General features: G+C 69.5%; 24 protein-coding genes. 13 read left to right on the top strand and 11 right to left on the bottom strand.

The annotated features are described in order from the left end of the window. Positions 1-36 precede the first annotated feature (36 nt). Positions 37-420, top strand: a complete 384-nt coding sequence (locus tag OG876_RS34365; protein ID WP_328520855.1) for a winged helix-turn-helix transcriptional regulator — start codon at positions 37-39, stop codon at positions 418-420. Between the two features lie 764 nt (positions 421-1,184). Here OG876_RS34365 and OG876_RS34360 read toward each other — a convergent pair. The 3 genes from OG876_RS34360 to pepN all read right to left on the bottom strand — a co-directional run bounded on the left by OG876_RS34360 (position 1,185) and on the right by pepN (position 5,845). Next, positions 1,185-1,598, bottom strand: coding sequence for a hypothetical protein (locus OG876_RS34360; protein WP_328520854.1), 414 nt, complete (start codon positions 1,596-1,598; stop codon positions 1,185-1,187). Positions 1,599-1,808: 210 nt separating this feature from the next. Then, a complete protein-coding gene (sepH, locus tag OG876_RS34355; RefSeq protein WP_328520853.1) occupies positions 1,809-3,200 on the bottom strand; it encodes a septation protein SepH in 1,392 nt (463 codons plus the stop codon). A gap of 188 nt (positions 3,201-3,388) precedes the next feature. After that, the gene (gene pepN / locus OG876_RS34350; protein ID WP_328520852.1) at positions 3,389-5,845 is read right to left on the bottom strand and encodes an aminopeptidase N; all 2,457 of its coding nucleotides are present in this window, start codon (positions 5,843-5,845) and stop codon (positions 3,389-3,391) included. 34 nt (positions 5,846-5,879) lie between these two features. Between pepN and OG876_RS34345 the strand changes: the two genes are divergently transcribed. The 3 genes from OG876_RS34345 (at position 5,880) to OG876_RS34335 (ending at position 8,319) form a co-directional block, all read left to right on the top strand. Further along, positions 5,880-6,824 (top strand): aldo/keto reductase, encoded by a 945-nt coding sequence (locus OG876_RS34345; RefSeq protein ID WP_328520851.1) that lies wholly within the window; start codon positions 5,880-5,882, stop codon positions 6,822-6,824. Next, on the top strand, positions 6,821-7,582 hold the full coding sequence (locus OG876_RS34340) for a YaaA family protein (protein ID WP_328520850.1): 762 nt from the start codon (positions 6,821-6,823) through the stop codon (positions 7,580-7,582). Before OG876_RS34345 ends, OG876_RS34340 begins: the two co-directional genes overlap by 4 nt. Positions 7,583-7,689: 107 nt before the next feature. Then, positions 7,690-8,319, top strand: a complete 630-nt coding sequence (locus tag OG876_RS34335) for an HNH endonuclease family protein (protein WP_328520849.1) — start codon at positions 7,690-7,692, stop codon at positions 8,317-8,319. A 29-nt stretch (positions 8,320-8,348) separates the two neighbouring features. Here the strand turns inward: OG876_RS34335 and OG876_RS34330 are convergent, their stop codons facing one another. After that, the gene (locus OG876_RS34330) at positions 8,349-9,296 is read right to left on the bottom strand and encodes a helix-turn-helix transcriptional regulator (protein ID WP_328520848.1); all 948 of its coding nucleotides are present in this window, start codon (positions 9,294-9,296) and stop codon (positions 8,349-8,351) included. Between the two features lie 242 nt (positions 9,297-9,538). Between OG876_RS34330 and OG876_RS34325 the strand changes: the two genes are divergently transcribed. Together OG876_RS34325 and OG876_RS34320 are read left to right on the top strand one after the other, a co-directional pair. Beyond that, positions 9,539-10,951, top strand: a complete 1,413-nt coding sequence (locus OG876_RS34325; protein ID WP_328520847.1) for an APC family permease — start codon at positions 9,539-9,541, stop codon at positions 10,949-10,951. A 100-nt stretch (positions 10,952-11,051) separates the two neighbouring features. Next, on the top strand, positions 11,052-11,666 hold the full coding sequence (locus tag OG876_RS34320; RefSeq protein WP_328520846.1) for a rhomboid family intramembrane serine protease: 615 nt from the start codon (positions 11,052-11,054) through the stop codon (positions 11,664-11,666). Here OG876_RS34320 and OG876_RS34315 read toward each other — a convergent pair. Next, a complete protein-coding gene (locus OG876_RS34315) occupies positions 11,659-12,579 on the bottom strand; it encodes a threonine/serine dehydratase (protein ID WP_328520845.1) in 921 nt (306 codons plus the stop codon). The two genes, OG876_RS34320 and OG876_RS34315, sit on opposite strands and share 8 nt — an antisense overlap. Positions 12,580-12,628: 49 nt before the next feature. Between OG876_RS34315 and OG876_RS34310 the strand changes: the two genes are divergently transcribed. Then, positions 12,629-14,533, top strand: coding sequence for a propionyl-CoA synthetase (locus OG876_RS34310; RefSeq protein WP_328520844.1), 1,905 nt, complete (start codon positions 12,629-12,631; stop codon positions 14,531-14,533). On the opposite strand, the gene OG876_RS34305 is transcribed toward OG876_RS34310, so the two are convergent. Next, complete coding sequence (locus OG876_RS34305; RefSeq protein ID WP_328520843.1) at positions 14,480-15,262, bottom strand: alpha/beta fold hydrolase; 783 nt, start codon at positions 15,260-15,262, stop codon at positions 14,480-14,482. The genes OG876_RS34310 and OG876_RS34305 overlap by 54 nt on opposite strands. A gap of 42 nt (positions 15,263-15,304) precedes the next feature. On the opposite strand from OG876_RS34305, the gene OG876_RS34300 reads away from it, so the two are divergent. Genes OG876_RS34300 through OG876_RS34290 form a run of 3 tightly spaced genes read left to right on the top strand, consistent with a single transcriptional unit; the run spans position 15,305 to position 16,903 of the window. Continuing rightward, on the top strand, positions 15,305-15,955 hold the full coding sequence (locus OG876_RS34300; protein ID WP_328520842.1) for an SDR family oxidoreductase: 651 nt from the start codon (positions 15,305-15,307) through the stop codon (positions 15,953-15,955). A 30-nt stretch (positions 15,956-15,985) separates the two neighbouring features. Continuing rightward, positions 15,986-16,426 (top strand): OsmC family protein, encoded by a 441-nt coding sequence (locus OG876_RS34295; protein ID WP_328520841.1) that lies wholly within the window; start codon positions 15,986-15,988, stop codon positions 16,424-16,426. Positions 16,427-16,456: 30 nt separating this feature from the next. Beyond that, the gene (locus OG876_RS34290; protein WP_328520840.1) at positions 16,457-16,903 is read left to right on the top strand and encodes a MarR family winged helix-turn-helix transcriptional regulator; all 447 of its coding nucleotides are present in this window, start codon (positions 16,457-16,459) and stop codon (positions 16,901-16,903) included. Here OG876_RS34290 and OG876_RS34285 read toward each other — a convergent pair. From OG876_RS34285 to OG876_RS34275, 3 genes are read right to left on the bottom strand one after another with little or no spacing between them, the layout of a single operon-like run. Continuing rightward, positions 16,868-17,683: a sugar nucleotide-binding protein gene (locus OG876_RS34285; RefSeq protein WP_328520839.1), complete on the bottom strand. Its 816-nt coding sequence runs from the start codon at positions 17,681-17,683 to the stop codon at positions 16,868-16,870. The genes OG876_RS34290 and OG876_RS34285 overlap by 36 nt on opposite strands. Further along, a complete protein-coding gene (locus tag OG876_RS34280; protein WP_328520838.1) occupies positions 17,680-18,516 on the bottom strand; it encodes a hypothetical protein in 837 nt (278 codons plus the stop codon). The genes OG876_RS34285 and OG876_RS34280 overlap by 4 nt, the downstream gene beginning before the upstream one ends. 18 nt (positions 18,517-18,534) lie before the next feature. Next, positions 18,535-18,996, bottom strand: coding sequence for an Lrp/AsnC family transcriptional regulator (locus tag OG876_RS34275; protein WP_328520837.1), 462 nt, complete (start codon positions 18,994-18,996; stop codon positions 18,535-18,537). A gap of 94 nt (positions 18,997-19,090) precedes the next feature. Between OG876_RS34275 and OG876_RS34270 the strand changes: the two genes are divergently transcribed. Continuing rightward, the gene (locus tag OG876_RS34270) at positions 19,091-19,939 is read left to right on the top strand and encodes an LLM class flavin-dependent oxidoreductase (RefSeq protein ID WP_328520836.1); all 849 of its coding nucleotides are present in this window, start codon (positions 19,091-19,093) and stop codon (positions 19,937-19,939) included. Then, the gene (locus tag OG876_RS34265; protein ID WP_328520835.1) at positions 19,936-20,361 is read left to right on the top strand and encodes a nucleoside deaminase; all 426 of its coding nucleotides are present in this window, start codon (positions 19,936-19,938) and stop codon (positions 20,359-20,361) included. Before OG876_RS34270 ends, OG876_RS34265 begins: the two co-directional genes overlap by 4 nt. 21 nt (positions 20,362-20,382) lie before the next feature. On the opposite strand, the gene OG876_RS34260 is transcribed toward OG876_RS34265, so the two are convergent. Beyond that, positions 20,383-21,297, bottom strand: a complete 915-nt coding sequence (locus OG876_RS34260) for an LppU/SCO3897 family protein (RefSeq protein ID WP_328520834.1) — start codon at positions 21,295-21,297, stop codon at positions 20,383-20,385. A 99-nt stretch (positions 21,298-21,396) separates the two neighbouring features. On the opposite strand from OG876_RS34260, the gene OG876_RS34255 reads away from it, so the two are divergent. Continuing rightward, a complete protein-coding gene (locus tag OG876_RS34255) occupies positions 21,397-21,831 on the top strand; it encodes a GNAT family N-acetyltransferase (RefSeq protein ID WP_328520833.1) in 435 nt (144 codons plus the stop codon). Here the strand turns inward: OG876_RS34255 and OG876_RS34250 are convergent. Next, entirely contained in the window at positions 21,813-22,760 is a 948-nt protein-coding gene (locus OG876_RS34250) for a helix-turn-helix transcriptional regulator (protein WP_328520832.1), read from the bottom strand. The two genes, OG876_RS34255 and OG876_RS34250, sit on opposite strands and share 19 nt — an antisense overlap. Positions 22,761-22,796 lie beyond the last annotated feature (36 nt).

Raw genomic sequence — 22,796 nt, 5'->3', positions numbered from 1 at the left:
GTACCTAGAGGAAAGTATTGGCTGGGAGGCGGGGTTGTGAGCGAGAGCACAGCGGTGGATCCGGTGCAGGCCTGTCCGATCGCGCCGGTGGTGGATCTGGTGTTCAGCCGGTGGACGACGCCGATCCTGTGGACGCTGAACGAGTACGGCCGGCAGCGGTTCGTGGAGTTGCAGCGCCGGATCGGCGTCATCACGCCGAAGGTCCTGACGCAGCGGCTCCGGCAACTGGAGCGAGACGGACTGATCCACCGCACGTACCACGCGGAGGTCCCGCCGCGCGTCGAGTACGAACTCAGCGACCTCGGCCGCAGCCTGGCCCCGCTGTTCCATTCACTCGCCGAATGGTCCCCCAACCTGACCAAGGTCGAACAAGCCCGCAACCACTTCGACACCCACGAACCAGCCCACCGCCGCCCCTGAACCCCGCCTGGTCCCGGCCGCCCAGAACGTTCGAGGGGATCCCGTCGTCCCGTGGTCGCCGACTCCGCCCAACCACGTGCACCGATCAACCACCGACCCACCGCTGCAAGGCTCGACCGGCGCACAATGTGGGGCGAAACGACAACCCTCTCCGACCGGCGCCGTACGGAAGCCGGACTTCGGCCAGAAGCAGAGACCTAGGACAAGGTGTCGGGACCTGGGACAGGTCATGACGTCTTCCAGGCCCCGGCATGGTGTCCGCGCTCCCCGCCCTCCACACGGCGCCGCAGACGAAACGCGCCGGAGTGGGCCGCGGTTGCGGGGGTCGGTGCGGGTGCGGACCTGAGACACTCACCAACCCCACCGTCAGCTCACCGCCGGCCCGAATCGGAGCGTGACCGGCCAGGACCCCGTCTGCTTGGCGAATGTGCCAGCACCGCGGAATCGAGCCCGGACTCTGGCCGAACCGCTGTCGGCCACAGCAGAAATCGACTTTGTGCACCAGATCCGTACCCGGAGGGCCGGCGCCGTAAGGATCTGATGCACAAAGTGACCGACCGAGGCAGCCGGGCGGCCGGGTGGCGGCTACCAGCGACTGGGGCTGGCGCAGGGATGTCGGCTGGGATGGATTGGTGTCCGGGGGACCCACGGAACGGCTGGCTATCCCCCCGGGCATGCCCGCAGGGTCGGGTGCCGCGGAATGGTCGGGGTCTCTCGGTCGCCGGGGATCGGGCAGTTCAGGCTCCCGGCATCTCGTTTTCCGCTTAGGCGACGCCGACTAGTTGGCGGGTGGGGGAGTGGAGTTGGTCGAGGAGGGTGAAGAAGTGGGTGGCGGCGTCGGGGAGGCGTAGCAGGCCGGCTTCGTGGTGCTGCCAGCCGAAGAGGAGCTCGCCGTCGATGGTGCGTACGTCGAGGGGTACGGCGTACCGGCTCAAGGCGACGCGGGTGGGGCCGGTCTGGGGGTGGTGGTCACCGCAGCCGCACTCGGCCGCGATGGTGATCGCGGTCAGCGCGTCGGGGGAGTAGCGGCGCAGGCGGAGCGTGGTGCCGCGGGCGGTGAACCGGGCGATTGTTGCGTCGGGCAACTGAACGAGCAGCTCGACCGGGACGGCGTGCGAGCCGGAGAGCAGTCGGAGACCACGAGACGCGAGCAGATCGGCGAAAGCCGGGAGATTCATGCGAAGTTCCTGTGAGTGCTGTGTCGGCGGGCGGGCCACGGAAAGGGGCAGGGCCTCGTGCGCCGGAGACGGCGCGCGTCAGCGACAACAGCAACAACACAGCAGGATCTGCATGCCGAAGATCATGACAGACCTCCCCACGCCTGCCAAACACCGTCCGGCATCTGGGACAACTGTCCGTGATGTGTCAGCAAGCGGGTGGCGGGAGCGTCAGTCGGCTTTCTTGCCGAACATGATCTCGTCCCAGCTCGGGACGCTGGCGCGCTTGGAACCTCGGCGGGCCGGCTTCTTCTTGGGCTCGCTGGGAGCTTCCTCCTGGGCGGCCGGATCGGCAGATGCGTCCGGCGCCTCGGCAGCCGACGGCTCTGCTGCTGGGTCCAGGGGCGGCTGCGCCGGCTCGGCCGGCGAGGTGGGCCGACGGTCGGCGGGGGCAGGACGTCCGGCAGAAGCCGCGCGGTCGATCGGAGCCGCATCCTCGAGGTCGGCCGGAGTCGACGGCTCGGTGGTGCGCCGACGAGGGTCCGAGGTGCGGGACTCAGGCGCCTGGCGGTCGGCGGGGCCGCGAGACTCGGGGGCCTGGCGGACCGGGGCCGGGCCGCGGTCAGGGGTGGCTCGGCGCTCGGTGAAGGGGTTGTCGGGCGCGGCGGTGCGCTCCTCCGGAGGTGCGAACGACGCGGTCTCTGCCGGGGGTTGCGTAGAACGCTCGACGGCCCGCACCGACGGCCGCAGCGCCGGTGGCTGATCGACCGGTACGTCGATCAGCGTCGGCTCGTCGTCCGGGTTCGGGACCGAGTGGACCCGGCGCGGACCACGCTCCTGCTCCCGCGTCTGCTCGCGGGAGGCCGGGTGGTTGCGGCGGGGGAGGCTGACGGTGTCCTCGAAGCCGGCCTCGTAGCTGTCGGCACCGTGATCGGGAGCAACGGACAGGTCGATGTCGGCGACCGCGGTCAGTCGGCGCTCGCCCGGCTGATGCGTGGGCTGGACCGGCGGTGCCAGCACCTGGGCCTGCTCACCGACCAGCCAGCGGGCCTCGTCGTCGTCGGGGACCGCGTACCGACCGGGAGCGTCGTACGCGAACATGGCGATCTTCTCGTCCTTCTTCTCCGCCTCGTCGTCGGCCTCGACGAAGTAGGAGACCCGGACCGCCCAGCGGCCGTCCTCGCGCCGCCATGCGTCCCACTCGGCCGACGCCGGGTCGACCTGGCGGGTGCGCAGCCGCTCGGTCACCCAGGCGCCGAGGTTGCGGGCCGGGGCGTCGGCACCACCACGGCGACGGACGGACGCGCGCTGCGCCAGGCTCGCGATGTGGTCCCGCTCGGCAAGGACCGGGCCGGCGAACGCCATCACGCGTTCCATCGGCATCTGGGCGACGGCTGCCACCGCCTCGGGACTTTCGCCGGCGCGGATACGAGCCTGGATGTCTCGTGGGCGCAGCGCGCTCTCCATTTGAATCTCCAGCTGGCCGAGTCGGGCACGGTCGCCGCGGAGGGCCGCACGCAACCGGTCGTCGACCGGGATGGCGAACTCCTCACCCGTCTCTGCCATCGCCAGGATGACTTGCTTGCCATCCTGGCTCAGACCGACGAGCCTCGCCTCGCGCATTGCCTTTGTTCTCCTGTGCGGTTCTTGACAGTCTCTCCCGGGACGTACGGCCTGACCAAGACCGGCGCGCCGTGCCGCCCGGTCATTGTGGAGGTTACGTCACGAAATCACATCTTGCCTGGTCATCAGGGTCCTCCTGATCACACCAGTCACAGTAGTCACAACACGGTGTGACCGCGACTCACTTGTCAGCTGCCGAAGGCCGAACGCACCGCAAGAGCACGCTTCAGGTCGTCCACACTGTCGCCGATCGACCGCCGGATTCCGGCCGCGACCGATTCGTCCGCGACCAGGTCGGCGGCCCGGTCGACGACCCGCTGCTCGACGGCGTACCGGGGGAACGCGAGCTTCGCGCTCTGCGCCACCACCCAGCCGGACCGCAGCTTCTCGGTGCCCGCGATCTCGGCGAAGTACCGGTCGACGTACGGCGCGGTGAGCTCGACCTGCGTGGGATGCCAGAAGCCTTCACACGCGGCGTAAAGCTCGTAGTTCGCGATGTCGGCGTCGGTCATGATCTGCGTCCACGCCCGCTCCTTGGCCTCCACCGTCGGCAGCGAGGCCCGGCAGCGGACCGCGTGGACGACACCCTCCGACGAGGTGTCCCGTTCCAGCTCGGCGTCGATCTCCGCGTCCCCGATCGCACCGAGCCGCGCGAGCCGCCCGGTCACCAGCCAGCGCAGGTCCGCATCCATCGCGAGCCCTTCGGGTACGCCGTCATCCGCGAGCCAGCCCTTGAGCAGTTCGACGTCGTCGCTGAAGCGCGCCACTCCACGGGCCGCCGCGAGTTGCAGGCTCGAACCGGTCGGTGCGGTCTCGAGCCGGGCGGCGATCGCGTCGGCCAGCCGGCCGCGATACGGCTCGTACGGCAGGTAGACACCCAGCAGGTGGGTGTTCGCCCAGTTGAGCATCGTGCCGACTGCGATGTCGCTGGTCTCGGTCGGCAGCAACCCGAGCACGACCTCGAACCCCAGCCTCGGATCGAGCTCGGCGTCGGCGACCGAGTCCCGCAGGCTGTTCAGTACGACGGCCCGCGTCACGCCGTCCTCGATCTTCGGCAGCACCGACGGCAGGTTCGCCAGGCTCTCCGCGTCGAGCCGGATCTTGGCCCAGGTGTCGTCACCGGCGTCCGGGATCACGACCGCGAGCGACGGATCGAGGGCGACCTCCACCTCGTCCGCGTCCAGCAGTACGTCGACCGTCCTACCGCGACCGTCCGCGTCGTACCCGCCGACGGTCAGCTTGTGCGGCCGGGACGCCGGGTAGGCCGCGGGCACCGTGCGGTGCAGCTTGATGCCGGTCGCGGTCCGGGAGGCGCTGATGGTGTCGAGGCCCGGAGTGCGCAGCCAGTTCTGTGCCCAGGTCTCGAGGTCGACGGCGCCGGCTTCGGTCCACTTGGTGACCAGGTCGGCGAAGGTCGCGTTGCCGAACTCGTTGGCGCGGATGTGGGCGTTGACACCGGCCAGGAAGACGTCGTCACCGAGGTAGGCGGCGAGCTGCTTGAGGACCGCCGCGCCCTTGGCGTAGGAGATGCCGTCGAAGTCGTCGAGGGAGGACGCTGCGTCCTTGACCGCGTCGGCGGCGACCGGGTGGGTGGAGGACCGCTGGTCGGCCTGCAGGCCCCACCACTTGCGGATGAAGGCGAAGTCGATCCAGTTGTCCTGGTAGTTCGTAGCGGCCGTCGAGACCCGATGGGCCATGTACTCCGCGAAGGACTCGTTCAGCCAGAGGTCGTTCCACCACTTCATCGTCACCGTGTCGCCGAACCACTGGTGCGCCATCTCGTGGACGATCGTGCGGGCCCGGTTGCCGCGCTCGGCGTCGGTCGCCGCGGACCGGAACACCATCGAGTCGCGGAAGGTCACGCAGCCCGGGTTCTCCATCGCGCCGGCGTTGAACTCCGGCACGAACGCCTGGTGGTACTCACCGAACGGGTACCGGTAACCGAACATCCGGTGGTACTCGTCGAAGGACTGCTTGGTGACGGTGAACATGTCCTCGGCCTCGCGGTCGAGCGCTTCCTTCAGTGACTGCCGCGACACCACGCTGAGCGGGATGCCGTCGTGGGAGTCGGTGAGCTGGTAGTACGGCCCGGCCACCACGGTGACGAAGTACGTCGACAGCGGCAGCGTCTCGGCGAGCTCCCAACGGCCGGGGGAGACCTGGGTGGCGGCGCCGTTGCCGAGCACCAGCCACTCCGGCGGCGCGGTGACCTTCATCCGGTACGGCGCCTTGAGGTCGGGCTGGTCGAAGCACGCGAAGATCCGCGGCGCGGCGTCGAGGAACGACATCGCGTAGGTGTAGACGAGACCGTCTGCGGCGTCGACCGCGCGGTGCAGTCCCTCGCCGTCGTGCGAGTACAGCATCGACGCGACCACGACCAGCTCGTTCTCCGGCTGCAGGTCGGTCAGCTCGAGCCGTCCGTCGTTCAGTCCGGCCACGTCGACCGCCGTACCGTTCAGCGTGACCGAGATCAGCTCGTCCGGTTTGACGTCCAGCCAGGTCGTCGGACTCGAGGCCCTGAACCTGATCGTGGTGGTGGATCCGAACGTTCGCTCGCCCTGGGTGAGGTCGAGATCGACGTCGTACGACTGGACGGAGAGCGCGGCGGCCCGAGTGCGGGCGCCCGCGACGGTGAGACTCGGCATGCTGGCAACTCTATGCGGTGATTAGGGTGAGCACATGAGCGAGATGGAGTACCGGCAGCTGGGCGACTCGGGTCTGACAGTGAGTACGGTCGGGCTGGGGTGCAACAACTTCGGGCGGCGGCTGGACGCGGCCCGGACGGACGCGGTGGTGAACGCCGCGGTCGACGCGGGGATCACGCTGTTCGACACCGCGGACGTCTATCACGGCGAGCACGGGTTCAGCGAGGAACTGCTCGGCAAGGCGCTCGGCGACCGCCGCGACGAGGTGGTGATCGCGACCAAGTTCGGCGGCGACATGCACGGTGCGAACGGGCCGGACTGGGGTGTCCGTGGCTCCCGCCGGTACATCCGCAAGGCGGTCGAGTCGAGCCTGCAGCGGCTCGGCACCGACTGGATCGACCTCTACCAGCTGCACGTCCCGGACCCTGTCACGCCGATCGAGGAGACTCTCGCCGCGCTGACCGAGCTCGTTGCCGAGGGCAAGGTCCGCTACATCGGCAGCTCGCAGTTCGCGGCCTGGCAGGTCGTCGACGCGGACTGGGCCGCGCGGACCGCGGGGCTGGAGCACTTCGTCAGCGCGCAGAACCGGTACTCGCTGCTCGACCGCGAGGCCGAGGACGAGCTGGCGCCCGCGTGCGAGCACCTCGGTCTCGGCATCCTGCCGTTCTTCCCGCTGTCCTCGGGCCTGCTCACCGGCAAGTACAAACGCGGCGAGACGCCTCCGGACGGCACCCGCCTGGCGACCCAGCCGGACCGGCTGGCCAACGCCGACTTCGACAAGATCGAGGCCCTCGAGACGTTCGCTGCCGAGCGGGACCTGAGCCTGATCGACGTCGCGATCGGCGGCCTGGCCGCGCAGCCGGCGGTCGCCTCGGTGATCGCCGGCGCCACCACGCCCGAGCAGATCGCGCAGAACGTCGCAGCCGGCCTGTGGGACCCGACCGCCGCCGACCTGGCCGCCCTGGACGATCTCACGTGACGCTGGTCCTGCTGCCGCCGTCGGAGGGTAAGACCGGACGATCCCGCGGCCGCGCCGCCGACTTCTCGGCGTTGTCCTTCGCACAACTCAATCCCGTCCGCGAGCAGGTCCTCGAGACGCTGGGGAAGGTCTCCGCTTCCTCCGACGCGTACGACGTCCTCGGGGTCGGCGCATCACTGCAACATGAGGTGGACCGGAACACGCGGTGGCGGACCGAGCCGGCCGTACCGGTGTCGGAGCTGTACTCCGGCGTCCTGTACGACGCGCTCGGCTATGCGACCTTGTCAGCAGGAAGCAAGCGGCGTGCCGGGAACCGCCTGCTCGTCGTGTCCGCCGCGTGGGGGGCGTTGCGGATGGCCGATCGCGTCCCGCCGTACCGGCTGTCCATGAGTACGACTCTGCCAGGTCTCGGTCCGCTCGCATCGGTGTGGCGCGACCCGCTCAACGCGGTCCTGGCCGAGGCCGACGGTGTCATCGTCGACTGCCGGTCCTCGACGTACGTCGCTGCCTGGCGACCCACTCGCGAACAGGCAGCCAAGTGGGTCTCGGTGAATGTGGTGCGCGAACGCGACGGCGTACGAACGGTCGTGTCGCACAACGCAAAGCACACCCGCGGCCTGGTCGCCCGGCACCTGCTCGAGTCCGGCAAGGATCCCGGTACGCCGAAGGCCCTGCACAAGCTCGTGGCCGAGCGGTGGAACGCCGAGCTCGATCGCGCCGCCGGCGGCTGGACGCTGACCGTGGTGGAGCACGACTGACCGTTCACATGGCTTTCACCGGTGGGTGGTTTCTCACCGCGCGTGACCGGGGAAGGCTTGAGGGCAGCACGTCAGGGGGGATCCGCCCTACCCTCGGAGGCTGACCGATGCGACGTTCGATCATTGCTGCCATCACCACAGTCGCCGCGACCGCGGCGTGGACCCTCAGCGCCGGTCCGGCGCTGGCCTACCCACCGACCCCGCCGTCGGCCACGACAGCGGCCACCGAATTGGCGAGCCTCACCGTGAAGACGGAGGGCTCTACGAGCGGCTACAGCCGGGATCTCTTCCCGCACTGGATCACCCAGTCCGGCACCTGTGACACGCGCGAACAGGTGCTGAAGCGCGACGGCACCGGTGTCACCGTCAACGGCAGCTGCCAGCCGACCGCAGGGAGCTGGTACAGCGTGTACGACGCCACCTGGGTGGAATCCTCCTCGTCCATCGACATCGACCACATCGTGCCGCTCGCCGAGGCCTGGAAGTCCGGTGCGAACGCCTGGACCACCGCTCGCCGTCAGCAGTTCGCCAACGACCTGAGCATCGCGCAGCTGATCGCCGTGTCCGCGTCGAGCAACCGGTCCAAGGGCGACTCCGACCCGGCCTCCTGGAAGCCGACGAACACGTCGGTGCACTGCATCTACGCCCGCGAGTGGATCTGGGTGAAGTACACGTACGGCCTGTCGCTGCAGTCGGCGGAGAAGACCGCTCTGCAGCAGATGCTCGGCACCTGCTGAGTCAGCCGGCCTGAGTCAGCCGGCTTGATTCAGTCGTCGAGGAGTTGGCGGCGCTGGGCGTGGATGCCGGCCTGGAACCGGGTCCGCGCACCCAGCGCCTCCATCAACTCGGCCACCCGCCGTCCGACCGTGCGGCTGCTCAGACCGAGCTGCCGCGCGATCGCGTCATCCTTGAAGCCGGCCGCGAGCAACGTCATCAGCCGCGCGTCCGTCGGGTCCGTCATGGGCGACGGTACGACGGGCACGGCCTGGTCCCAGAGCAGCCAGAACATCTCGATCAGCGCGTCCAGCAGCGCACAGGGATGAACAACGAGGGCACTGTCGACCAGCTGATCGACCGACAACGGCAGTAGGGCGATCTTCCGGTCGAACACGGCCAGCTTCATCGGGACCTGCGGATGGACCCGCGAGGCCTCGCCGGCATCCGCCGCGCTGTAGGCCTCGTCCACGCCGCCCGGAACGTTCAGGGAGTCGGGAGAGTAGATGCCCTGGACAACCACACCCTCGTTGAGCAGACCGCGGACCCGGGGGTCGGTCTCGCCGGGCCGGGACGCGTACGGCGGCCGGTCCAGCACCAGCAACTGGTGACGCGTGCCGTTGAGCAACTGGGCGAAGCGGGCCGCGATCGCCTCCTGCCCGACGATCACCTCGACCAGATTCTCCGGGCGGTGCTGCTCCTGCGCCCGGACCTCGGAGAGCAGCACGCGGGCCTCGGCGCGAACCCGGTCGAGCTCGGCCCGCCGTACGGCGACCAACGCGTCGACCGCCACATCCGGGCGAGTCGGCAGCAGCCGCACCGGGTGGTCCGCGGTGGTGGTCAGCAGGCCGAGCCGCTCGAGCCGCTCGACGGTCGTGGCGACCTCGCGCTCGTCGCGGTCGAGGTGTTTGGCGAGCTCGGCGATGTCGCAGCCGGGCGCCGACAACAGCACCCGGTATGCCTCTTCGTCGGGTGGCTCCACCCCCACCGATTCCAGCATTCGATCAGGTTATCTCGTCTCCTGGAACCAGGTGGACTCCTTTTCGGTTCGTGGCGACTTCGCGCCATGTCCGGGATACGTCAGGGTTCCGTCAGGTGCGATTGGCCCCTGATTGGGGTAATCCTGTCTCTGCCGGGCGCGCGCGGACCGGACAGGGGACGCCCGGTCAAGCCTCAACGCGCGCGCCCGCCCCTCCGATGGGACGATGTCACTACGTGACGCACTGATCCCAGGGAGGCACGATGAGTGAACGCACCGCCGCCGCGCCCGAGACCGGCGACCGTCCTGAACTGAAGCGGGTGATGGGCCCGGGACTCTTGCTGCTGTTCGTCGTCGGCGACATCCTCGGCACCGGCGTCTATGCGCTGACCGGCAAGGTGGCCGGTGAGGTCGGCGGCGCGGTCTGGCTGCCGTTCCTGTGCGCGTTCGTGGTCGCGATGCTGACGGCGACCAGCTATCTCGAGCTCGTCACGAAGTATCCGAAGGCCGGTGGCGCCGCGGTATACACGCACAAGGCGTTCGGCATCCACTTCCTCACCTTCCTGCTCACCTTCGCGGTGATGTGCTCCGGCCTCACCTCGGCCTCGAGCGCGTCGAAGGCCTTCGCGGCGAACTTCTTCTCCGCCGCCGATATCGACCCCGAGCGCGGGTCGCTGCTGATGATCACCGCCCTCGGCTTCATGACGCTGATCGCGCTGGTCAACCTGCGCGGCGTCGGCGAGAGCGTGAAGGCGAACGTCGTCCTCACCTGCGTCGAGCTGAGCGGGCTGCTGATCGTGATCGGCATCGGCGCCTGGGCTCTGCTCGGCGGCGACGGCGACACTTCCCGGCTGACCGACTTCAACGTCCCGGCCGGTGAGTCGCCGTTCGGCGCGGTGACCGCGGCGACCGCGCTGGCGTTCTTCGCGATGGTCGGCTTCGAGGACTCGGTCAACATGGCCGAGGAGACCAAGGACCCGGTCAAGATCTTCCCGAAGATGATGCTGCTCGGCCTGTCCATCACCGGCGTCATCTACGTCCTGGTCGCGATCTCCGCGGTCACGCTGGTGTCGCCGGACGACCTGAACCAGGGCGCCACCCCGCTGCTGAAGGTCGTCCAGGCCGGCGCGCCCGGCTTCCCGCTCGAGGTGTTCGCCTGGATCACGATGTTCGCGGTCGCCAACTCGGCGCTGATCAACATGCTGATGGCGAGCCGCCTGCTGTACGGCATGTCGCACGAGCAGGTCCTGCCCGGTCCGCTCGGCCGCGTGCTGCGGAAACGGCGGACGCCGTACATCGCGATCCTGTTCACCACGCTGCTCGCGTTCGTCCTGATCGGGTACGCCGATCTGGCGGCGCTCGGCGGGACGACGGCGTTCCTGCTGCTGTGCGTGTTCGCGGTCGTGAACGTCGCGGTCCTGGTGCTGCGCCGGGACAAGGTGGAGCACAAGCACTTCCACGCGCCGACCGCGCTGCCGGTGCTCGGCGTCGTGCTGTGCGTCTACCTGGCCAGCCCGCTGTCTGGGCGCGACTCGGCCGACTACAAGATCGCCGGCTGGCTGATGCTCGTCGGGGTCGGGCTGTGGGCGATCACCTGGCTGCTGAACAAGTACGTGTTCAAGCGGCACGCCGACTTCGATCCGTCGCATCTCGACCAGCAGGGGCCGGTCAACTGATCGGTCGGAACCGCCACATCGAGTGTGGCGGAGATCACTGTGTGCTGTCGCCGCGCCCGATTGCAGGCTAGGACTTGGGCGGATGCGGCATCGTTGGGTTATGAGCTCCCAGACTCCGGCGCGGCGGACTGGGCGGTCCGTGGAGACCGCCCGGATCGCGAGTGGCGTGAAGTTGCTCGTCGCGCTGGTCGGCGTGATGTGGCTCAGCGAGATCGTCGACACCGCGCTGCACGGGCGACTCGATCAGTACGGGATCATCGCCCGCGATCCGCAGGGCCTGGTCGGCATCATCACCGCGCCGTTCCTGCACCTCGGCTTCGGTCACCTGATCTCGAACACGCTGCCTCTGGTCACCCTCGGCCTGATCATCGCCGTCAGCGGCGCGCGCCGGTTGTTCGCGGTCACCGCGATGGTCGTCGTGATCGGCGGGTTCGGGACCTGGCTGATCTCGCCGCCGAACACGATCACGATCGGCGCCAGCGGCCTGGTCTTCGGGTACGCCGCGTACCTGATCACGCGGGGGCTGTTCAACCGGCGGCTCGGCCAGGTGCTGATCGGCATCGTGGTCGTGGTGGTCTGGGGGAGCGCGCTGCTCGGCGGCCTGCTGCCGCAGGACGGGATCTCCTGGCAGGGCCACCTGTTCGGCGGCATCGCCGGCATCCTGGCCGCGTGGGTCCTGGCCGACGACAAGCCGAAGCGGTCCCCGGTCAGGTAAGCGTCGCGGGATCGGTGTTGGCCCCGCAGATCACGACGACCACCCGCTCGCCGGCCGCCGGTCGGTAGGCACCGGACGTCAGCGCGGCGTACGCGGCCGCCGCACCGTGCTCGACGGCCAGGTGGTGGTCGTGCCACAGCTCATTGCGGGCGGCAATGATCGGCTCATCGTCGACAAGCAGCGACCGCACGTCGTGCTGCCGCACCGCCGCGAACGCAAGCTCTCCCAGCCGGCGCGCTCCGAGCGAGTCCGCCGCCACGCCGCCGACCGAACCATCGACGGGCCGACCGGCCTCCAGAGCCCGATGGAGCGTCGGCGCCAGTACCGGCTCCACGCCGATGACCTGGGCCTTGTCACCGATCGCCGTCGCGATGCCCGCGATGAGCCCGCCGCCGCCAACCGCGATCAGGACCGTGTCGAAGCCACTCACCTGCTCGAGGAGCTCCAGCCCGACAGTGCCCTGACCGGCCACGACCTCCGGCTGGTCATAGGCGTGCACGAGCAACGCGCCCGAGTCGTCCCGCGCTTGGACGGCCGCCTGGTACGCCTCGGCGTACTCGCTGCCGACCTGGACGACGTCCGCCTCGAGCTTCCGGAGTTTGGAGAGCTTCGCGATCGGCGTCGTTTCCGGGACGAAGATCCGGGCCGGTACGCCGAGCTCCCGGGCAGCGTACGCCGCGGCGAGACCCGCGTTGCCGCCGGACGCGGCGACGATGCCCTGGCCGCTCAGTTCACCGCTCTCCTTCGCGGTGAGCAGCCGGTTGAACGCGCCACGTGGCTTGAAGGAGCCGGTGTGCTGCAACAGCTCCAGCTTGAACGTGAGCCCGGGCGCCACCTCGATCACCGGAGTACGCCGTACCCGTCCGGCGATCCGCTCCGCCGCCGCCCGCACCTCGTCGAGACTTACTGTCATGCCCCAACCCTGCCACGATGGAACGGAGCCGACCGAAGGAGGCCCAGGAATGGGTGCGTACAACGAGAGCTACCGCCGGAGTCTCGCGGATCCGGAAGGGTTCTGGCTCGAGGCCGCGGACGCGATCTCCTGGATCCGGCCACCGACGCGTGCGCTCGACTCCGCCAATGCCCCGCTGTACCGGTGGTTCCCGGGCGCCGCGCTGAACACGTCGTACAACGCGCTCGACCGGCACATCGAGGCCGGCCACGGCGAACGGACGGCGCTGATCTACGACTCACCGGTCACCGGGACAGGACGCGAGTACACCTACTCGGGGCTCCGGGACGACGTGGCGGTGTTCGCCGGCGCGCTCGCGTCGCTCGGCGTCGGCAAGGGCGATCGCGTCATCGTCTACATGCCGATGGTCCCCGAGGCTGTCATCGCGATGCTCGCGTGTGCCCGGCTCGGCGCGATCCACTCCGTGGTGTTCGGCGGGTTCGCGCCGAAGGAACTCGCCGCGCGGATCGACGACGCGACCCCGAAGGTCATCATCGCCGCGTCGGCCGGGATCGAGCCGGCCCGCGTGGTCGAGTACAAGCCGATCATCGACGCCGCCCTCGAGCTGGCCCAGCACCAGCCGGACCACACGATCGTCCTGCAGCGCGAAGGCACCCTCGCCAAACTCGGTGAGCGCGATCTCGACTGGGCCGCACTGACCGCCTCGGCCGGACCCGTCGACCCGGTCGAGGTCGCGGCGACCGATCCGCTCTACATCCTCTACACCTCGGGTACGACGGGGAAGCCGAAGGGCGTGGTCCGCGACAACGGCGGGCATGCGGTCGCACTGGCCTGGTCGATGCGAGCCGTCTACGACATCGGGCCGGGAGACGTGTGGTGGACCGCCTCCGACGTCGGCTGGGTCGTCGGCCATTCCTACATCGTCTACGCGCCGCTCCTGGTGGGGGCGACGACAGTTCTGTACGAGGGCAAGCCCGTTGGGACTCCGGACGCGGGCGCCTTCTGGCGAGTCATCTCCGAGCACGGCGCGAAGGCGCTGTTCACCGCACCGACCGCGATCCGCGCGATCAAGAAGATCGACCCCGAGGCCACCGAGGCGGCGAAGTATCCGCGCGAGTCGTTCCGGACGCTGTTCCTCGCGGGCGAGCGGCTCGATCCGGAGACCTACCACTGGGCGCACGAGCATCTCGGCGTACCGGTCGTCGACCACTGGTGGCAGACCGAGACCGGCTGGCCGATCGCGGGCAATCCCCGCGGTCTCGAGCCGCTGCCGACCAAGCCCGGGTCGGCCACGGTCCCGATGCCGGGCTGGGACGTGCAGATCCTCGACCCTGTCGGCAAGCAACTCCTTGCGCACGAAGAGGGCGCGATCGCGATCAAGCTCCCGCTCCCGCCGGGTGCGTTGCCGACGCTGTGGGGTGACGACCAGCGCTACATCGACAACTACCTCAGTCAGTACGACGGCTACTACTTGACCGGTGACTCCGGCTACCGGGACGAGGACGGCTACCTGTTCGTGATGGGCCGCACCGACGACGTGATCAACGTGGCCGGCCACCGCTTGTCGACCGGCAGCATGGAGGCCGTACTCGCGGCGCACCCAGCGGTCGCCGAGTGCGCGGTCATCGGCGTCCACGACCCGCTGAAAGGCCAGTTGCCGCGCGGTCTCGTCGTACTCAAGGCCGGTGTCGACATCCCCGAAGAGGTGCTGCGCGAAGAACTGGTGGCCGCGGTACGGCGGGACATCGGGCCGGTGGCGTCGTTCCGGGACGTGTCCGTGGTGGACGGCCTGCCGAAGACCCGGTCGGGGAAGATCCTGCGCAAGACCATGCGTGGCATCGCCGACGGCCGGGACGAGGCGATCCCGTCGACGATCGAGGATCCCGCCGTACTGGACGCGCTACGGCCGATCCTGCGCCATCAGGAAGTCGAGGACCAGCGGCCCGGCGACTGACCGGAACTCGTGGAAATAGGCATGCCGGGCCTGGTCGATGAGCTCGGCACGCGCTCGAGGGATGCGGCCGGCGAGGAGTTGCGCGTTGGCGGCCGGGCTGAAGACGTCGTCCGTCCCGTGCACGACGAGCGTCGGCGCCGTGATCTGGGGCAGGCCGTCCCAGGCGTCGTGCCGGTTGCTCGCGACCAGGTGCCGGCTCTTCGCGTACGACGGCATGCTCGTGTCACCGAGGACCGGATACGGGCCGGGGTTCGCGGCCAGCCACGCCGGCGTGTACATGAGGTCGAGGAGCACGCTGTCGGTTCGTTCCGGGTCGGCGAGAGCGCGGCGGATCTCCTGGCTGCGCTCGTACCCGTGCGCCGCGCCCGGTGACGTGCAGCCGAGGACGAGGGCGTCGACGCGGCCGGGATGGTTGATCCCGATCCACTGCGCGACCCGGCCACCCATCGACGTGCCGTAGACGTGCGCCTGCGCCAGCCCCAGTTCGTCGAGCACCGCCACGACATCGTCGGCGAAGCCAGGCGTGCTGTAGACCTCGTCGGGTTTGTCGCTGTCCCCGGTCCCACGCCAGTCCAGCGTGATCGTCCGGTACGTCGCCTCGAAGTCGGAGCGGACCGGGTCCCACCAGTGGTGATTGTTGGCCTGTCCGGCGAGTAGGACGAGGGGCTTTCCCGCGCCGCGAAGCTGGTAGGCGATCCGGGTTCCGTCGGCGGTCGTTGCGTGCGGCACGGGTGCAGTCTGCCTGATTCTCCCGAGGGTTAGGCTCGGGGTATGCGAGTCGTGATTGCGGGTGGACACGGACAGATCGCGCTGCGGCTGACGAGGCTGCTGGCCGGTGACGGCCACGAGGTCGTCGGGCTGGTGCGCAACCCAGATCACGAGGCCGATCTGGCGGCGGCCGGCGGGCAGGCCGCCGTACTGGATCTGGAGCAGGTCGACGTCGCGGCGGTGGCCGGCGTACTGGCCGGTGCGGATGTCGCGATCTTCGCGGCCGGCGCCGGGCCGGGCAGCGGGAAGGACCGCAAGGACACCGTCGACCGGGGAGCCGCCGCGCTGTTCGCCGACGCGGCCGAGCAGGCCGGCGTACGGCGCCACCTCCAGGTCGGATCGATGGGCGCGGACCGGGCGGACTCGCTGCACGACGACGAAGTGTTCACCGTCTACCTGAAGGCGAAGTGGGCCGCCGAGGAAGACCTGCGGTCCAGGGATCTCGACTGGACGATCCTGCGGCCGGGCGGGCTGACCAACGACGCCGGCACCGGTCACGTGAAGCTGGCGGACAAGACGGGCAACGGCAGCATCAGCCGCGACGACGTGGCGCTGGTGCTGGCCGGCCTCTGCGACACCCCGGCCGCGATCGGCCGGACCCTCGAGCTGATCGCCGGGGACACCCCGGTGGCCGAGGCACTGACGAATCTCTGACGTTGCCGCTGGCAACAGATTGTGACGGCTATGAGCGACACACTGCGGCAGGTGCACTTCGAGCGCCTGGCCAACAGCAGCTACCGGGTCGAGAACGCGCGCGGCGGCAGCATCACCGTCGGCTCCGGTGGCGCCGCCACCGACTTCACGCCGGTCGAACTGCTGCTGGCCGCGATCGGCACCTGCTCGGCGATCGACGTCGACATCGTGGTCAGCCGCCGGGCCGAGCCGACCGAGTTCCGCGCGGTGGTCCGCGGCGACAAGGTCCGCGACCCCGAGGAAGGCAACCGGATGGAGAACCTCGCGGTCGAGTTCACCGTCCACTTTCCCGAGGGCGAGGACGGCGACAAGGCCCGCGAGGCACTGCCGCGGTCGGTCAAGATGTCCCACGATCGGCTCTGCACGGTCAGCCGCACGGTCGAACTCGGCGCCCCGGTCACCACGACGGTCAACGACGATGTATCCGGCTAGATGCATCTAGCCTGATGTAGATTGGCGGCCGTGAACGGAGTCGACCTGTTCCTGCTCGGGCGCGCGTTGATGAAGATCGGCGAGGAAGCGCTGCCTGAGCCGCCAGGCGGAGCGGGGAAGTACGCCGGGAGCGCTCGGATGGTGCTGATCGTGGCGAGCGATATCGCCGAGCACCCGGACAGCGCGGTGGGGGAGATCGCCACTCGCACCGGGCTCCCGCAGAGCCAGGTCTCTACAGCCATCGCCCGGCTGAAGGAATCCGGCGCGGTGCAGACGGTGCCGGATCCCGCCGACCGGCGGCGTGCGTTGGTCAGCCAGACGGCCGGTGTGTCGGACCGGTTGGCCCAGGTCCGTGCGACTGGCATCGAAGACGCACTCGCCGCCGCTCTCGGCACAGACAACCCGGCTCGAGTGGCCGAGCTGACCCGAGCCCTCGAACAACTAGCGCGCGCCCTCCTGCCCGACCGCAAGGTGTAGACCTCGGTCGGCGAGGAACTCCGACGGTGGGCGGAGGCGGGTCTTCAAGAGTGCCTCGGTACGGCGGCTGTCGAGGCGGACGTCTGACGGCAGACCGGGAGTGAACGGCAACATGTCCGGGTCGAGTCCGTCCCGGACGGCAATGAGACGGCCGAGCTCCAGACGGTTGAGTGCTTGGGGTCCGGCCACGTGGGCGACCCCGGTGACGTCGGACGTGAGGAGCTCGAGGAGCGCCGACGCCAGGTCGGTGACGTGGACCGGGCAGCGAATGTTGCCGGTGAAGAAGGCGCCGGGCTGACCGGCCGCGACCGCGTGCACCAGGCGCTCGGTCGCCGACCGTCCGTCGTGCCCGACGATGATCGACGTACGCGCGATGACGGCCGACGGAGCGATCGCCCGGATGGCCGTCTCGGCGGCCGCCTTGGCCGCGCCGTACGGCGTGACCGGGCAGGGTGGCTCGTCCTCGTCGTACGGCGCAGCCCGGCCGGCGAACACCACGTCGGTCGAGACGAACACCAGTCGCGCATCGGCTGCGGCGACCGCGATGTTGGCCGCACCATCGGCCGTCGTCACCCAGTCGGCCTGGTTGAACGCGGTGTGAATGATCCCGTCCGGACGGACCCTGCGAATGGCGTCCAGCACTTCGTCCTGCCGCCGTACGTCGAGCCGAATTCCATCCGGTATTGGCTGGGAGTGGTAGGCCGGTATCACTTCGTGCTCGGCCAACCGCAGCAGCTCGCGCCCCAGGAGTCCAGTGGCCCCAGTGACGAGCAGCCTCACAGCCCCACAGTACGACGTTGCAGCCGCCATCCGGCAGTCCGTGTGCTCCGCTTGACCTCGCCGACGGTCCGCACCTTCCGCGGGCTCATCCACGACTGCGACGGCTTGTGCAGCATCCACCCGTCCCCGAGCGTGATCGCCGCGTGCTGGACCGCCTGGCCGGCGTCCCGCCACACGAAGACCGTGCCTGGTGCGTCATCGCGCCCACCCGTCGTCGTGTGCTCCGCCAGCCACTGCTCGAACGGCTCCCGCTGCATCCATACCTCGTCGGCACCATCGACTCCGCACGCTGCCATCACGGTCCCGAAGCAGTTGGGCCTACTGCCGTCGGGGAACGTGCCGGCCAGTTCACGGGCTCGCGGCAACTCGGCGGGCCAGGTGCGGACCTCGGCATGCCGGCTCGGTCCGAGGTCCTCGCTCACGATCCGCGGCAGCACGACGGCGGCCTCGCTCAGCAGCGACTTCCACCAGACAAAGCGATGCCCGTCGGCTTGCCTCCGAACGTCCAGGACGCCCGACCATCGGCGCACGGTCGGGACGGCGGCGCGGCCGTGACTCACCTGCGCGCGGACCAACGCCGATCTGGTCGCCTTCGGCAGATTCATGTAGGCCGCCTCGGTCAGCCAGCTGATCCGCGCAGCCTTCCGATCGACGTCGTACACGCGATAGGTATCGCGCTGCGCCGGGGTCGGCTCCTGGTCGCCGTCCGCCGGCAGGCCCCACTTGGCGGACTGCTCCTTGGTGAGGAAGAACGGTTGCTCATCGGGTGCGAGCCAGTCGACCCATCGCTCCAGCAGGCCGGGGGAGACGTCGACGCCCAGGACGGTCAGCATCCGGCCACGCTTTCATCCTCAGCGGCGATCGGTCACCGGCTTTTGCGGACCGCGGTAGGGCTGGGTCTGGGAGTAGACCAGATTGGTGGTGGTGCTGCCGAACTCGGTGAGTTCGTTGACGAGTTCCTCCAGGTGCGGCATCGAGGCCGCGGCGACCTTCAGCGTGTAGCAGTCGTCGCCCGTCGTCCGGAGACACTCGAGGATCTCCCGCCGGTCCGCCAGCAGCCGGTGCAGCGGCTCGTGCTTGTTGCCCGGGTACTTCAGCCGGACGACGGCCAGCACGGGGTAGCCGACCTTCGTCAGGTCGACGTCCGCGCGATACGCGGTGATCACGCCGATCGACTCCAACCGCCGAACCCGCTCGGTGGTCGCGGAGGCGCTCAGGTTGACCCGGCGGCCGAGCTCGGTCAGCGACATCCGGGCCTCGTTCTGCAGCTCGGCCAGGATGGCCCAGTCGGTCGGATCGAGAGTCTCGGTCATACCGCCAATCTACCGGTGAATTCCCGGCGACGGGCGCCGGATGCCGGGAGGAATCCCTTCAAGACCGGCAGCCTGCCTGGATAGCCTGGCTCCCGTGGAAATCGGTGTGAACGTCCCGAACTTCGGCCCCGGCACGAATCCGGCGCGACTGCGCGAGTGGGCGCACGTCGTCGAGGGCCTGGGCTACGACCTGTTGATGGTGTCGGACCATGTCGCGATCACGCGCGATGTCGCGGAGCACTATCCAGCTCCGTTCTTCGAGCCGTTCACCACGTTGAGCTGGCTCGCCGGCGTCACAGAGCGGGTCCGGCTCGGGACCACGGTGCTGATCGCGCCGTACCGGCACCCGTTGCTGGTGGCAAGGATGGCGGCGAACCTCGACCAGCTCAGCGGCGGCCGGCTCGTGCTCGGCGTCGGGGTCGGCTGGGCCCGCCAGGAGTTCGACGCCCTCGGCGCCGACTTCACGAAGCGTGGAAGCGAGACGGACCATCTGCTCGCCGAGCTCCGGCGCGCCTGGGCGGACCAGAAGGACTACGGCGCCGGCAACATCCCGATCTGGATCGGCGGCCACAGTACGGCGGGTATGCGCCGGGCGGTGCGGTTCGGCGACGCGTGGCACCCGCTCCGGGAGCGGCTCGACTGGATGCGCACGGCAACGGATCGGCTGCGGGCGATCGCCGCCGCGGAGGACCGGCCGGCGCCGGACTTCGCGCCCCGGATCCTGCTCCGGCTGACCCCCGGGCCGCTGCCCGACGACGAGCGGGCCGCCGGTGAGGGCTCACTCGAGCAGGTGCTGACAGACCTCGACGCACTCCGTGATCTCGGCGCGCGGACCGTCGTACTGGATCCTTTCCAGGGGGATCCGGCCGAGACCGAACGGCCCGAAGCGGCCTGGCAGGCGCTGGCGACGATCGCCGCGCACCGACGACAGGAGACGATGTGACCCCCGAAGCAGAAGGCTTCCTCCGCCGCGCGATCGAGCTGGCCGCGGCCGCGCGGCAGGCGGGCAACCCGCCGTTCGGCTCGCTGCTGGTCGGGCCGGACGGGACCGTTCTCGCCGAGGAGCAGAACTCGACCATCACCGACGCCGACATCAGCTTCCACCCCGAGCTCAAGCTCGCGGTCTGGGCAGCGCGGGAGCTCTCACCCGAGCAAGCCGCCGGTACGACGATGTACACCAGCTGCCAGCCGTGCGGGATGTGCACCGGCGCTCTCGCCCGGTCCGGCCTCGGCCGAGTCGTCTACGCGTTGTCGGGCGAGCAGCTCGACGGACTCAAGACGACCGGCGGCTTCCCCGCCGTACCTCTGGAAGGCCCGGCGCTGTACGACGAGGCACGCGTACCGGTCGACGGCTACTACGCCTAGACCGGCACGCGCGCGTCGTAGTCAGACCGGCGCGAGGCAGAGGACGTACTTCGTGGATCTTTTTTGGTACACGTACGTCGTCTGGGCGTCGGCGAACTGATCACACTGGCTGTCGTCCGTCGTGTCGTCGAGCTTCCCGACGATCCGGTACTCCGCGTCCGAGGTACCGCAGTCGACCTTCTTCATGTCCGGCTTGGTCGATGTCCCGTTGTTCACCAGGCACGCACCGACGTCGGCATTCGAGGTGGAGTTCAGGTTCGCGAAGATGATCAGCGCGAGCAGAGCCACTGGGACCAGCAGACCGAGGATCGCCGGGCGCTGGAACAGCGGCTTGCCCGGGTCCATCGGCCGACCGGGACCCGGCGAGGGCTCGGGCAGGCTCTTGAACTTCTGCATCGGGCCGATGTTCATCAGCATCGTGATCGGGTTGACGATCGACGATCCGATACCCCACCAGCCCTGCCACAGGCTCCTCGTCGTCATGTCCCGCACCGAGGCGATACCGCAGGTGCGGCAGAACGGTCCCTGCAGCTTCAGGAACCGCATGAGGATGATCAGGCCCTGGTGCCCGCGCACGGTCGCGTCGACGGCCGGGAAGCCACCACAGAACCGGCATTGCTGCTGACCCTGCGCCGAGAAGGCCTGCTGGCCGTGTGGGAACGCCTGCCCCTGCTGCGGGAAGGACTGGCCGTACGGCGCCTGCTGCTGGAACGACTGCTGCCCGTACGGCTGGCCGTACTGCTGACCAGGCTGGCCGTACGCGTGGCCGTGCTGCGGTTGGCCGGGCTGCTCGCCGTACCCCTGGCCCGGCTGCTGACCCGGCCCGGGCTGCTGCTGAGGCTGGGCGTACTGCGGGAACTGCTCCGGGGGCGGACCGTAACCGCCCGGCTGACCTGGGTAGGGGTTCTGCGGTGGCTGGGGAGGGGATGTGGTCACGGACGTTTCCCTGTAACTCGATGTCGGATCAAGCTGAACCACCGCACCCTACTCACCCCTATGGGCCACCACGGCCTCCGATATGGCACCGTGCCGTGCATGCTCACCATCGGCCGCCTGGAACCTACCGACCGTGACGCCTGGCAGGTCTTGTTTGCCGGCTACAACGAGTTCTACGGCCGCACGATGCCGGACGACTTCTTCGATCACGCGTGGACCAGATTCCAGGACGACGTGGAGATCCACGGGTTGGGCGCGCGCCTCGACGGGCAGTTGGTGGGCATCGCGCACTTCCTGACCCACGCGAGTACGACCGCGCCCGACTCCTGCTATCTGCAGGACCTCTTCACCGCGCCCGAGGCCCGGGGCCAGGGTGCTGCGCGCGCCTTGATCGCCGCGGTCACGGACTGGGCTCGCGAGCGCGGGTGCGGCCGGGTGTACTGGTCGACCCACGAGACCAACGCGACCGCCCGACGGCTCTACGACCAGGTCGCCGAGAACCGGGGCTTCATCCTCTACCTGATCCCGCTGTAGCGGTCGGCGAGTTCGCGGCCGAGGCGGGCGAGCTCCGCCTGGACCGAAGGCGGGTCGACCACGTCGATCGAGCCGCCCCAGCCGGCCAGGTGCTGGGCGATCATCAGCGGAGTGGGCGCGGTGATCCTGAGCCGGACCCGGTCGCCCTCCGTCCCGTCGACCTCGCAGTTGCGACCGAGCCGGTCCTGCATCACCCACACGAACCGCTCGTCCATCAGCACGGTCGCCGTCAGTCCCGAGCGCCGTTCCTCCATCCGGTCGACGATCTCGCTCCACGCGACGGACAGGTCGAAGTCGGCCGGCCGCTCGAACGAGTCCTCGGTCAGCTCGGCCGACACCACCCGCTCGACCCGGAACGTCCGCTGGCCCTTCTCGGTCTGCGCGATCAGGTACCAGATGTCGTCCTTGTCCACGAGCCCGAGCGGATCGACCAACCGCTCCGACTCCTCCCGGCCTCGTCCTTGATAGAGCAGTCGCACTCTCAGCCGACGTACGACGGCATCCTGCAGCCGGCGGACCAGCTCTGGACGCTCCTTCACGTGCTCGCCCCAACGGGCCGGATCGATCACGACCGCGTCGGCCGCTGCCTGCGCGTGTTCACGGAAGGTGTCGGGCAACGCGCGGACGAGCTTGCGGAGCGCGGCCTTGGCGTCAGGTGCGATGGACGCCGCCGGACCCACCAGGAGGAAGAGGGCCTGGGCCTCGGTGGCGGTGAGGCCACTGAGGTCGGTCCGGGCGCCGCCGACGAGTTGCCAGCCGCCGTTGCGCCCGGCCTGCGGATAGACCGGGATGCCGGCAGTCGACAGCGCCTCGAGATCGCGGCGCGCGGTGGCGACGGAGATCTCCAGCTCCTCGGCGACCTGGGCCGCGGTCACCCGTCCGCGGGCCTGCATCAGCAGCAGCACCGCCACCAATCGATCTGCCCGCACCTTGTCATCGTCGCAGACAAACCGCTCATCCAGTGC

The sequence above is a fragment of the Kribbella sp. NBC_00359 genome (assembly GCF_036097425.1).
Taxonomy (GTDB): domain Bacteria; phylum Actinomycetota; class Actinomycetes; order Propionibacteriales; family Kribbellaceae; genus Kribbella.
The sequence above is the reverse complement of the archived record's forward strand: the minus strand, read 5'-3'. Positions and strand labels throughout refer to the sequence as shown.